At 70.3% G+C, this 11,633-nt stretch carries 11 protein-coding genes; 8 read left to right on the forward strand and 3 right to left on the reverse strand.

The annotated features are described in order from the left end of the window. Positions 1-139: 139 nt before the first annotated feature. Entirely contained in the window at positions 140-1,216 is a 1,077-nt protein-coding gene (locus ABZ642_RS27030; protein WP_360489033.1) for a LacI family DNA-binding transcriptional regulator, read from the reverse strand. 131 nt (positions 1,217-1,347) lie between these two features. On the opposite strand from ABZ642_RS27030, the gene ABZ642_RS27035 reads away from it, so the two are divergent. Further along, entirely contained in the window at positions 1,348-3,474 is a 2,127-nt protein-coding gene (locus tag ABZ642_RS27035) for a glycogen debranching N-terminal domain-containing protein (RefSeq protein ID WP_360489034.1), read from the forward strand. A 217-nt stretch (positions 3,475-3,691) separates the two neighbouring features. Here the strand turns inward: ABZ642_RS27035 and ABZ642_RS27040 are convergent, their stop codons facing one another. Beyond that, a complete protein-coding gene (locus ABZ642_RS27040) occupies positions 3,692-4,657 on the reverse strand; it encodes a WYL domain-containing protein (RefSeq protein ID WP_360489035.1) in 966 nt (321 codons plus the stop codon). 63 nt (positions 4,658-4,720) lie between these two features. Here ABZ642_RS27040 and ABZ642_RS27045 point away from each other — a divergent pair, with 63 nt between their 5' ends. Both ABZ642_RS27045 and ABZ642_RS27050 read left to right on the forward strand, forming a co-directional pair. Further along, the gene (locus tag ABZ642_RS27045; RefSeq protein WP_360489036.1) at positions 4,721-5,107 is read left to right on the forward strand and encodes a VOC family protein; all 387 of its coding nucleotides are present in this window, start codon (positions 4,721-4,723) and stop codon (positions 5,105-5,107) included. Positions 5,108-5,109: 2 nt separating this feature from the next. Then, positions 5,110-5,436, forward strand: coding sequence for an antibiotic biosynthesis monooxygenase family protein (locus tag ABZ642_RS27050; RefSeq protein WP_360489037.1), 327 nt, complete (start codon positions 5,110-5,112; stop codon positions 5,434-5,436). Between the two features lie 109 nt (positions 5,437-5,545). Here the strand turns inward: ABZ642_RS27050 and ABZ642_RS27055 are convergent, their stop codons facing one another. After that, entirely contained in the window at positions 5,546-6,220 is a 675-nt protein-coding gene (locus tag ABZ642_RS27055; RefSeq protein WP_360489038.1) for a hypothetical protein, read from the reverse strand. Positions 6,221-6,794: 574 nt separating this feature from the next. On the opposite strand from ABZ642_RS27055, the gene hemL reads away from it, so the two are divergent. From hemL to ABZ642_RS27080, 5 genes are all read left to right on the forward strand, one after another. After that, positions 6,795-8,123, forward strand: coding sequence for a glutamate-1-semialdehyde 2,1-aminomutase (gene hemL / locus ABZ642_RS27060; RefSeq protein WP_360489039.1), 1,329 nt, complete (start codon positions 6,795-6,797; stop codon positions 8,121-8,123). Next, positions 8,120-8,803, forward strand: a complete 684-nt coding sequence (locus tag ABZ642_RS27065; protein WP_360489040.1) for a histidine phosphatase family protein — start codon at positions 8,120-8,122, stop codon at positions 8,801-8,803. Before hemL ends, ABZ642_RS27065 begins: the two co-directional genes overlap by 4 nt. A gap of 135 nt (positions 8,804-8,938) precedes the next feature. After that, on the forward strand, positions 8,939-10,195 hold the full coding sequence (locus tag ABZ642_RS27070; RefSeq protein ID WP_360489041.1) for a hypothetical protein: 1,257 nt from the start codon (positions 8,939-8,941) through the stop codon (positions 10,193-10,195). A 66-nt stretch (positions 10,196-10,261) separates the two neighbouring features. Beyond that, positions 10,262-10,852 (forward strand): TlpA disulfide reductase family protein, encoded by a 591-nt coding sequence (locus tag ABZ642_RS27075; RefSeq protein ID WP_360489042.1) that lies wholly within the window; start codon positions 10,262-10,264, stop codon positions 10,850-10,852. Position 10,853: 1 nt separating this feature from the next. After that, a complete protein-coding gene (locus ABZ642_RS27080; protein ID WP_360489043.1) occupies positions 10,854-11,630 on the forward strand; it encodes a cytochrome c biogenesis protein CcdA in 777 nt (258 codons plus the stop codon). Positions 11,631-11,633 lie beyond the last annotated feature (3 nt).

Genomic DNA, 11,633 nt, shown 5'->3' on the forward strand with positions numbered 1-11,633 from the left:
GGGTGGGGGAGGAGGGGAGGGACGTTTCTGGGGCGACACGGAGCCGGGGCGGGTCAAGTGCCCGGCGGGTCGCTGCCCGGTTGAGGCGTCGGCGGCGGCCAAAAGATCGAGGCGTTCGCCGAAGGACCGAGGCGGTTCGCTACTCGGCTAAGGCGGTCTCCGTCGCCTCGCCGCCGCCCGGCGCGCGGACACTGTCGCGCACGACCAGCGACGGCTCCAGCAGCAGACGCTCCGGCGCCGCGTCGGGCGCGCCGATCCGGGCCAGCAGCAGCCGTACGCACTCCCGGCCGACCTCCTCCAGCGGCTGGGCCACCGAGGTCAGGGCGGGGTAGAGGATCTCGGCGGTCGGCGAGTCGTCGAAGCCGACCACGGCCACGTCCCGGCCGGGGGTGGCGCCGCGCTCGCGCAGCGTCTGGTAGCAGCCGAGCGCCAGCATGTCGCTGGCCGCGACCACGGCGGTCGCGCCCCCGTCCAGGAGCGGTTGCACGGCGGTGCGGGCCGCGTCGATCTCGTTCACGCTCTGCGCGCGCCGCCCGCGGACCGGCAGGCCGTGCCGGCGCATGGCCCGCTGCCAGCCCTCGGCGCGGTCGTCACCGGCGGCGGAGGAGCCGCGCTCCCAGCCCAGGAAGGCGATCCTGCGATGTCCGAGGGAGACCAGGTGCTCGACGGCGGCGTCCGTGCCCGAGGCGCCGTCGACGTCGACCCAGTCGCCGATCTGCCGTCCCGACCACATACGCCCGAAGCCGACGAACGGCACCCCGCGCTTGGCCAGCCATGCCTGGCGCGGGTCGCCGTGCTCGGTGCCGCTGAGGACGAAGCCGTCGACCTCGTGCTGGTCGAGGAGTTCCTCGTACCCGTCCAGGGACGGGAGGCCGGGTGGGGAGGCGAACAGCAGGATCCGGTAGCCGGCCTCGTCGGCGGCCTGCGACAGGGCGTGCAGGAACCGGTCCAGGACCGGGGAGCTGGCCGGGCCGGGCTGGATGCCGTAGCCGATCAGCCTGCTGGAGCGGGTGCGGAGCGTCTGTGCGGCGCGGCTGGGGCGGTAGCCCATCTCGTCGACCACGCGGCGGACCCGTTCCAGGGTCTCGGGCCGCAGCATGTCCGGCGAGTTGATCGCGTTCGAGACGGTCTGCGGGGAGACCCCGGCCCGGGCGGCGACCATCGCGAGGGTCACCTGGCCACCCTTGGCCGAGGAACTTCTGCTGGAGCGGGGCATGCGGCTCTCCGACTTGCTGAGACCTGCTGAGGAGATGTCGTGTTGGTTTTAGCGTTCCAAACCCGTTGTCATCGCTCTGACATCTGACTTAGTGTTTTTTGAACGATCCAACGCTGAGAGGTTCTACTTCCTTGGACACCACTGTCAAGACCCAGGACACCAACGGCCCGGTCACGACGCCTCCGTCCGCGACCGGCGGCCTGCAGCCGTTCCTGCATGACGCGGTCGTCACGCTGCACGCGCCGAGCCTCGCGATCTCGCGTGCGGACGGGCAGCTCAGCGGAGGTGCGGACGGCTTCTACCACGGCGACCGCAGAGTCCTGTCCCGGCTCACCGCCAGGGCCGAGGGCATCGCCCTGGCCCCGGTCCAAGGCGGCCTGCGCGGCGCCGACCGCGCCGGCTTCCGGGCGATCCTGCGCGGCCTCGGCGAGGTGACACCCGACCCTGCCGTCACCCTGCACCGCCGCCGCAGCACCGCCGACGGCCGGTTCGAGGAGGTCTTCGAGGTCACCAACGCGGGCGGCGAACACGTCCGCTTCCGGCTCACGGTGAGCGCCGGGACCGACCTCGCCACCATGGAACAGGTCAAGTCGGGGCACGTCATCGAAGAGGCACCGGCGCAGGTCGCGGACGACGGCACCATCGCACTGACCTGGTCCGCGGACGACTTCACCGTACGGTTGACCGCCGACCCTGCGCCGGACGCGCTTGAGGTGCCGACGGGCGAACTGTGCTACGACGTCGAGCTCAAGCCCGGTACCTCGTGGAGCGTGACACTGACCTGTACGGCGGCCTACGCGGACGGCGACCAGTTCCCGGCCCCGCCCGCGGACCGATTGCCCTGGCGCGTCCCCATGTTGGACAGCTCGGACCGTCACTTCGACCAGTGGCTGTCCCAGTCCCTTGCCGACCTGGACCGCCTGCGTCTGACGGACCGCCAGTCATCCGACCCGGACCACCCGGACCAGTTCCTGGCCGCCGGCGCCCCCTGGTTCCTGACCCTTTTCGGCCGCGACGCGCTCTGGGCCGCCCGCATGCTTCTCCCGCTCGGCACGGACCTCGCCGCCGGCACCCTGCGCACGCTCGCCCGCCGCCAGGGCTCCGCCTCGGACCCGGCCACGGAGGAGCAGCCGGGCAAGATCCTGCACGAAGTGCGCCGCGCCACGCTCCAGTTGGGGGACCGGCTCTCCCTCCCGCCGGTGTACTACGGCACGGTCGACGCCACGCCGCTGTGGATCAGTCTGCTCCACGACGCCTGGCGCTGGGGCATGGCACCGGCCGAGGTCGAGGAACTGCTGCCGCACGCCGAGGCGGCGCTCGCGTGGCTGCGGGACGCGGCAGGCACCGACGGATTCCTCCAGTACGTCGACCAGACCGGTGGCCACGGCCTGTCCAACCAGGGCTGGAAGGATTCCGACGACGCCATCCGCTACCGCGACGGCCGCCGCGCCCACCCGCCGATCGCGCTGTGCGAGGTGCAGGCGTACGCCTATGAGGCGGCCCGGGCCGGAGCCGCACTGCTGCGCGCGTTCGGCCGCCCGGGTGCGGACGACTGGGAGGACTGGGCGGACCGGCTCGCCACCCGCTTCCGCGAGCGCTTTTGGGTGCGGGACGAGAAGGGCCCGTACCCGGCGGTGGCACTGGACGGCGACGGCCGACCGGTCGACTCGGTCACCTCCGGCTTCGGCCACCTGCTCGGCACGGGCCTGCTCAACGCGGAGGAGAGCGCGCTGCTGGCCGCCAGGCTCACCGGGTCCGACCTCGACTCGGGGTACGGTCTGCGCACGCTGAGCGGCGAAGCCGTGGGCTACAACCCCTACGGCTACCACGTCGGTTCGATCTGGCCGCACGACACCGCGATCGCCGTGCACGGCCTGGTACGGGCTGGTTTCCCCGACGCCGCCGCCTCCCTGGCCGACGGCCTGCTGACGGCATCGGCGTCCTTCGACGCGCGCCTGCCCGAACTCTTCGCCGGCCACGGCAGAGAGGCGGGTACCGGGCCCGCCCCCTACCCCGCGTCCTGCAGGCCCCAGGCATGGGCGGCGGCGTCCTCGGTCCTGATGCTCCGGGCGGCCCTCGGCCTGAACGCGGACGTCCCGGGCGGCACGGTCACGGTGGCTCCCACCTTCGCCCGCAACTACGGTCCGCTGACCGTGAACGGACTCCAGGTCGACGGGGGCCGGCTGGACGTCACGGTGACGGCAGACGGAACGGCCCAGGTGACGGCGCCGGAGGGAGTCACCGTGCTGACGCCCTGACCACGCGGGGCGTTCCGGCCCCGGCTCCGCCCCCGGCAACAGGAGTCTTCGACCTGGCGGACGCGTACCTGTACACGTGTACCGCTGGGACTGCTCGGACGTACGCCTACCTGCTGGAAGACCGGTTGAAGGGGGCGCGCGAGAACAACCGCCTTCTCGACAGGCGTGTCGCCGAACTCGAAGCTCAGCTTTCTTGAATGCCTCGTGCAGCGTCTCCCTACCGGGGCTGACCGTTCACGTTGTCCTCGAACAGTTCCCGGGTACGGCGCAGCAGCGCTGTCCGCACGTCGTCCGGTGACAGGACCCGCAGCGGTGTGGCCAGGCTGAGGAGGTACTTGGCGAGCCCGTCCGCGTCGGGGCCGCCGATGTCGACGATCGTGGCGTCGCTGCCCTCCGGGCGGTGGGTACCGACCGTCGGCGGGATCAGCCGAAGCGCCTGCTCCACGGGCAGAGGGAGGCGGATCGTCACATAGAGCGGGTAGGCGCCCGTCGCTATGGAGCGGGAAACAAGCAGAGCCGGGTCAGGTGGGTCGATGAGTTCCACCTGGCGCCCTGTCGGCTGTATCCGGCCGACCCTGTCGGCCCGGAAGGTACGCCACTCGTCCCGCGTCACGTCCCGGGCGACGAAGTACCAACGGCGTCCCGTGTGCACCAGGCGGTACGGGTCGACGTCCCGGACCGTGGCCTCCCCTTCCCGATCGCGGTAGGACAGGCGGCTGCGCTCGCCCCGGAGACACGCGCCGGCCAATTCCAGCAGCATGCCGGGCGCGATCTGCGGCTCGTCGAGCCTTGTGGTGTGAACAAAGGCGGCGTCCATCTCGCCCAGCCGGTCCGCGATCCGGCGTGGCAGAACCTGACGCAGTTTCAGCAGAGCGGACAACGCGGCCTGGTCGCCGCCGAGAACGCCGCTGAGCGCGGCCTCGCGCAGCGCGACGGCCACGGCGAGTGCCTCTTCGTCATCGAGGATCAACGGCGGCACCCGTGCTCCGGCGCGGAGGTGATAACCGCCCCATGGCCCGGGGTCGGACTCGACTCCGTAGCCGAGTTCTCGGAGCCTGGCGATGTCCCGCCGCACCGTGCGCTCGGTGACGGTCATCCGGTCGGCCAGCTCGCGGCAGGTCCACGACGGCCGCGCGGACAGCAGCGAGACCAGTCGCAGCAGACGGGCGGATGTGCTGATCACGTTCCGAAGTGTCCCGCATGACCAGGACCGAATCTGTCCTGGTCCCGTCATAACGTCTTCCTCATGAGCACTGGAAACCCGTCCGCACCCGCGATCCGCTACTCAGCCGTCACTTTCGACTGCCCGGACCCCGCCGAACTGGCCCGCTTCTACGGCGATGCCCTCGGCCTGCCCGTCGCCTACTCCAGCGACGACTTCATCCTGCTCGGCCAGGAGGGCTCGGCCGGACTGGGGTTCAATCGGCTGACCGACTACAGGCGTCCCACCTGGCCGGACCCTTCCCAGGAGAAGCAGGCCCACATCGAACTGGGCGTCGACGACCTGGAGTCCGCGCAGGCTCACCTGCTGGCCCTGGGCGCTGTCGAGGCCCCGACCCAGCCCCAGCCCGACCGGTGGAGGGTCCTGCTGGACCCCGCCGGCCACCCGTTCTGCATCACCACTCTGGTCTGAACATGATCGGCAGACTGATGACCATGACCGCGCATCCGGGCAGGGGCGGCGAACTCGCCGCCGTTCTGCTGAGGGTCGCGGAAAGGCTGCACGGCTTCCCCGGCTGTGAGATCTACCTGATCAGCCAGGACACAGCAGACCCGGACACGGTACACGTCACCGAGGTCTGGCAGGACGACACCAGTGCGCAGGCCGCCCTTGCCGCTCCGCCACCCGCCGACGGTCCCCGCCCCGCAGAAGTCCTCGCGCTGCTGTCGTCCCCACCGCACCGCACCGACCTCACCGTCCTCGGCGGAGTAGGCGTTCCCACCGCCGACGGCCGGCCGTGACAGACGCCCCTGGCCGCAGGAATGGCCCGCTCGGCCGCCTGACGGCCCCTCCAGGGACATGAAAAAGGCGGGATCCGAAAACCCCGCCAAGTCTGCAAGAAACCCCAGTTCAGGGCCACACCAGGCAATAAGGCTGATGCCCCGCCTCATGCAACCGATGGCTGAAGTCCTGCCACTCGTGCAGCAGCTGGTACACGTTGAACGCGTCCCTCGGGCCGCCTCGGTCCGGGACCGTCGACCAGATGAAGGCGGCCGCGCCGACCGCTTCCTCGCCTATGCCGCGCAGCGGGTCGACGACCGTCATGGGGAGCTTGACCACCGCGTAGTCCGGGTGCAGGACGACCAGCTCCAGGGGTGGCACCTTGTTCAGAGGCACGCCTTCGATGCCCGTCAGCACCATCGCGGCCATGGTCTCCGGCTTGATCTTCGTGAACATGCCGTTCATGCCGAGCTCGTCGCCGCCGAGTTCCTCGGGGCGCATCGAGATCGGGACCCGGGCCGCGGTCGCGCCGTCCGGTGCGCCGAAGTATTTGTACGTCACCCCCACCCGACCACCATTCCTGCTCCCGCTCTCGAGACGGTCGATTCCGCGATCGATCCGCCGGGCCATCTGGTCCCACTGATCGATACGTCGGTCGCGCCGCTCGGACTCACTCGGTACGCCGCCCTGTTCCTGACGTGCTGCCTCAGCCGCTTCCTCCGCGTCGCGTCGGTGCCTTCCCCGCCGGGCACGTCGAGGACCCAGGTCATCAGTCCCCTCGCCCAGTCCGCCACCGCGATGCATATCTCCACCCGACTGCTTTTCTAGGACGCGTGGCCCCCGCCGCGCAACCCGATCATCGTGTCAGTGACCTCCCCCACGGCCGCCCGCCGAAACGTGCGTCGAAACATCAGTCCGCAGGATCTTTACAGCCTCCGGCCGGCTATGTACCGGATGAGCTGGGTGTATCGGGTCACAGTCTCGCAGATGCCCCGGGCACCGCGCGGGGACCGCTGACTTCCGCCGACTTCCGCCGTGAGAAGACCCCCGTGACTGCCACAGGGTCCGCCGTCCGCGTCGCGCGGAGGCCGTACGAGGGCGGTACGAGGGTGGTGCGGAGGCCGTGCCGAGGCGTATGGAGGGCGGGTACGAGGGCGGTACGGAGGCCGTACCGAGGCGTACGGAGGCGGGTACGAGGGTGTTACGGAGGCCGTACCGAGGCGTACGGAGGCGGCGCGAGGGCCGCCCAGGTCGCCGCGGCGGCCACCCCCCGCGCCCCGCGAAGCCCACCGTCGCTGCGAGCAGAGCACCCTCCTCCGCCTACCCTGAGGAGGTCACCCAGCAACCGGAGTCCGAGAAGCCGGAGAAGCCGCACCTCATGAGCGCCCAGAGCGAAACGCCCTATCCCTACGACGCGCCCGCCTCACAGGCGCTCTTCGACCGCGCCTCCGCGGTCACGCCCGGCGGCGTGAACTCCCCGGTGCGTGCCTTCCGTGCCGTCGGCGGGACCCCCCGCTTCATGGTCTCCGGCAAGGGGGCCTACCTCACCGACGCCGACGGCCGCGAGTACGTCGACCTCGTCTGCTCCTGGGGACCGATGATCCTCGGGCACTCCCACCCCGAGGTCATCGCCGCCGTCCAGGACGCCGTCTCCCGCGGTACCTCCTTCGGTACGCCCGGCGAGGGCGAGGTCGCCCTCGCGGAGGAGATGGTCGCCCGGATCGAGCCCCTGGAGCAGGTGCGGCTCGTCAGCAGCGGCACCGAGGCCACCATGAGCGCCATCCGGCTGGCCCGCGGCTTCACCCGGCGCAGCAAGGTGATCAAGTTCGCCGGGTGTTACCACGGTCACGTCGACTCGCTGCTGGCCGCGGCCGGGTCAGGGGTGGCGACCTTCGCGCTGCCCGACACCCCCGGTGTCACCGGCGCCCAGGCCGCGGACACGATCGTGCTGCCGTACAACGATCTCGAAGCCGTGCAGGAGGCCTTCCACCGGCACCCCGGGGAGATCGCCTGTGTGATCACCGAGGCCTCGCCGGGCAACATGGGCGTCGTGCCGCCCGCGCCCGGGTTCAACCAGGGCGTCCGGGACACCTGTCAGAGGCACGGCGCCCTGTACATCTCCGACGAGGTCATGACCGGGTTCCGGACGAGCCGGGCCGGGTGGTTCGGGATCGACGGGGTGGTGCCGGACCTGATGACCTTCGGGAAGGTGATGGGGGGCGGCTTCCCGGCCGCCGCCTTCGGCGGGCGGGAGGACATCATGGCGCACCTCGCCCCGGCCGGGCCCGTCTACCAGGCGGGCACCCTCTCCGGGAACCCCGTCGCCACCGCCGCCGGGCTGGCCCAGCTGCGGCTGCTCGACGACGCGGCGTACGAGAAGGTGGACGCCGTCTCCGCGCAGATCCAGGCGCTGGTCACCGAGGCGCTCAGCAAGGAGGGCGTGGCGCACCAGGTGCAGCACGCCTCCAACATGTTCTCCGTGTTCTTCACCAACCGTCCGGTGCGGAACTACGAGGACGCGCGGGGCCAGGAGTCCTTCCGGTTCACCGCCTTCTTCCACTCCCTCCTCTCCGACGGCGTCTACCTGCCGCCGTCGTCCTTCGAGTCCTGGTTCGTCTCCACGGCCCATGACGAGCGGGCCATCCAGAAGATCGCCGACGCCCTCCCGGCGGCGGCCCGAGCGGCCGCGGAGGCCACGGCAGCATGAGCGAGCAGCAGGACATCACCGTCGTCCATGTGATGCGGCACGGCGAGGTCGCCAACCCCGATGGGGTGCTGTACGGCAGACTTCCCGGCTACCACCTCTCCGAGCTCGGCCGGCAGATGGCCGACCGGGTCGCCGAGCACCTCTCCTCGCGGGACGTGACGTACGTAGTCGCGTCGCCGCTGGAGCGGGCGCAGGAGACCGCCACCCCGATCGCCAAGGCGCACGGTCTCGACCTCGCCACCGACGAGCGGCTCATCGAGGCGGAGAACATCTTCCAGGGCAAGACCTTCGGTGTCGGTGACGGGGCGCTGAAGAAGCCCGCCAACTGGAAGTACCTGGTCAACCCGTTCCGGCCGTCCTGGGGCGAGCCGTACGTCGACCAGGTCGTCCGGATGAAGGGCGCGCTGGACGCGGCCAGGGACCAGGCGCGCGGTCATGAGGCGGTGCTGGTCAGCCATCAGCTGCCGATCTGGATCCTGCGGTCGTACGTCGAGAAGCGCCGGCTCTGGCACGACCCGCGCAAGCGGCAGTGCACGCTCGCCTCCCTGACGACTTTCACATACGAGGGGGACAGGATCGTTTCCGTCGGGTACAGCGAGCCGGCCATCGACCTCGTCCCGGTCCACCTCCGCGCCGGTGCCAAGCCGGTGAAGGGGAAGGACAAGGCCTTCGGGGCGTAAGACCCCCATGGCATACGGTACTTATCCGCCTCTTCGTCACATTCGGCTTGAAACAGCGAAGAAGTGAAGGAACCCGATCGTTCGTCGCGCCCTCTGACTGGGTGACCACCAGAGGATGCGACGAATCGGGGAACCATGCGGACCTTCACCCGAAGGGGAATGCTCGGCGCCGGTGCGGGCGCCGCGGCCGGACTGGGCCTCGCCGGCTGCGGGACCACTCACACATCGTCGGACGGCACCACCCATGCCGGCGGTTCCAGCGGGAAGCCCTCCGGAAAGCCCGAGCCCACCGCCCGCCCCCTCGGTGACGGCTCCACCTCGAACAGCGGCAAGCAGCCCCACCAGCCCGGCGCCCCCGAGCCGCTGGAGCCCGGCCAGACCCCGCCGCAGTTCGTGATCTTCTCCTGGGACGGCGCCGGCGAGGTCGGCAACGGCCTCTTCCCGCGCTTCCTGGATCTGGCCAAGGAGCACGGCGCGTCGATGACCTTCTTCCTCTCGGGTCTCTATCTCCTCCCGGAGTCGAAGAAGCGGCTGTACAACCCGCCGAACAACCCCCGTGGCGCCTCCGACATCGGCTACCTCACCGACGAGCACATCAGGGCGACGCTCACCAACGTCCGCCGCGCCTGGCTCGAAGGGCACGAGATAGGCACCCACTTCAACGGGCACTTCTGCGGCGGCTACGGCACGGTCGGCAACTGGACGCCCAAGCAGTGGCGCAGCGAGATAGACCAGGCCAAGGGGTTCGTGAAGGAGTGGCGGACCAACAGCGGCTGGACCGACCTGCCGTCCCTGCCCTTCGACTACGACAAGGAACTGGTCGGCGGCCGCACCCCCTGCCTCCTCGGCCAGAACAACCTGCTGCCCACCGCCCGCGAGCTCGGCTGGCGCTACGACGCCTCCTCGCCCGGCGGCCGCCAGACCTGGCCGGACAAGAAGCTGGGCATCTGGGACCTGCCCCTCCAGCAGATACCGTTCCCCGGTCACTCCTTCGAGGTCCTGTCCATGGACTACAACATGCTCGCCAACCAGTCGGTGAACTCGACGAAGGCCCCCGCCTACAACTACCCGGGCTGGCGGCGGCAGTCCGCACAGTCGTACATAGCCGGATTCGAGCGGGCGTACACGACAAACCGGGCGCCGTTCTTCATAGGCAACCACTTCGAGCAGTGGAACGGCGGCATCTACATGGACTCCGTCGAGGAGGCCTTCAAGCACATCGCCCGCGAGAAGGAGAAGGGCGCCGACGTCCGCATGGTCTCCTTCCGCCAGTTCGTGGACTGGATGGACGTACAGAAGCCGGAGGTCCTGGCGAAGCTCCGCACGCTGGACGTGGGGCAGCGCCCGACGGGGGGCTGGAAGGGATTCCTCCAGCAGGGGACCGCGGCCTGAAACGGGCGTTTCCCGGACCGAGGGGGGTGCGCAAGATCCTCAGAACGGGCATGCGAAACTTTTCACATGAGTACCCGTAGCCGCGCCGTCCTGCTAGGCGCCATGGCCGCCGCGGCGGCCCTGACCCTGTCCGCGTGCGGCAACGGCGGCACCTCCGGCGGAGGCGGCAACACCAACTTCGTCACCGGCAAGGACGGCATCGACACGGTCGCGAAGGGCCACCGCGCGGCGGCCCCCGACCTGTCCGGCAAGACGATCGACGGCAGCACGCTGGACGTCGCGAGCTACAAGGGCAAGGTCGTCGTCATCAACGTGTGGGGCTCCTGGTGCAGCCCGTGCCGCGCCGAGGCGCCCTACTTCGCCTCCGTCTCCAAGGAGTACGCGAGCAAGGGCGTCCAGTTCGTCGGCATCAACACCCGCGACACCAGCACCGGTTCCGCGGTCGCCTTCGAGAAGCAGAACGGCATCGGCTACCCGAGCCTGTACGACCCGACGGGCAAGCTGATGCTCCGCTTCAAGAAGGGCACGCTCAACCCGCAGGCCATCCCCTCCACCCTGGTCCTCGACCGGCAGGGCAACGTCGCGGCGCGCTCGCTGGCGGCGCTCAGCGAGGAGAACCTGCTGAAGATGCTCAAGCCGGTCGTCGCGGAGAAGTGACGTGAGCGCACTCCTCACGGTCGCGGCCGTGACAGACGGACCGAACACGACCGTCATGAACGGCGCGCTGCTGCTCGCGCTGCCGATCGCGCTGCTCGGCGGACTCGTCTCCTTCTTCTCCCCGTGCGTGCTGCCGCTCGTACCCGGTTACCTCTCCTACGTCACGGGCGTCGCCGGCACCGACCTCGCCGAGGCCCGGCGCGGCCGCATGGCCACCGGCGCCGCGCTCTTCGTGCTCGGCTTCACCGCCGTGTTCGTGTCGGGCGGAGCCCTGTTCGGCTACTTCGGCCAGGACCTCCAGGAACAGTCCGGCACGCTCGGCAAGGTGCTCGGGGCCCTGATGATCGCCATGGGTGTGTTCTTCATGGGCCTGATGCCCTGGTTCACCCAGCGCGAGTTCCGCTTCCACCGGCGGCCGGTGGCCGGTCTGATAGGGGCACCGCTGCTCGGCGCGCTGTTCGGCATCGGCTGGACGCCGTGCATCGGCCCGACGCTCTCCGCCGTGCTGACCCTCTCCGCCCAGCAGGGCAGCGCGGGCCGCGGCGCCATACTGACGGTCGCGTACTGCCTCGGCCTCGGTGTGCCCTTCGTGCTCACCGCGGTCGCCTTCCGCAAGGCGCTCGGCGCCTTCGGCTGGGTCAAGCGCCACTATGTCTGGGTGATGCGCATCGGCGGCACGATGATGATCGTGACCGGTGTGCTGCTGCTGACCGGGGCCTGGGACAGCCTCGTACAGGACATGCAGGGCTGGTCCGACGGCTTCACTGTAGGGATCTGATCG

It is taken from the genome of Streptomyces sp. NPDC007157 (assembly GCF_040634235.1).
GTDB lineage: Bacteria > Actinomycetota > Actinomycetes > Streptomycetales > Streptomycetaceae > Streptomyces.

Bases quoted from the DNA above. Each gene is read 5' to 3' on its own strand.
- ABZ642_RS27030 (WP_360489033.1), bottom strand. From the start codon at position 1,216: ATGCCCCGCTCCAGCAGAAGTTCCTCGGCCAAGGGTGGCCAGGTGACC.
- ABZ642_RS27050 (WP_360489037.1), top strand. From the start codon at position 5,110: ATGATCGGCAGACTGATGACCATGACCGCGCATCCGGGCAGGGGCGGC.
- ABZ642_RS27065 (WP_360489040.1), top strand. From the start codon at position 8,120: ATGAGCGAGCAGCAGGACATCACCGTCGTCCATGTGATGCGGCACGGC.
- ABZ642_RS27075 (WP_360489042.1), top strand. From the start codon at position 10,262: ATGAGTACCCGTAGCCGCGCCGTCCTGCTAGGCGCCATGGCCGCCGCG.
- ABZ642_RS27045 (WP_360489036.1), top strand. From the start codon at position 4,721: ATGAGCACTGGAAACCCGTCCGCACCCGCGATCCGCTACTCAGCCGTC.
- ABZ642_RS27070 (WP_360489041.1), top strand. From the start codon at position 8,939: ATGCGGACCTTCACCCGAAGGGGAATGCTCGGCGCCGGTGCGGGCGCC.
- hemL (WP_360489039.1), top strand. From the start codon at position 6,795: ATGAGCGCCCAGAGCGAAACGCCCTATCCCTACGACGCGCCCGCCTCA.
- ABZ642_RS27055 (WP_360489038.1), bottom strand. From the start codon at position 6,220: ATGCATCGCGGTGGCGGACTGGGCGAGGGGACTGATGACCTGGGTCCT.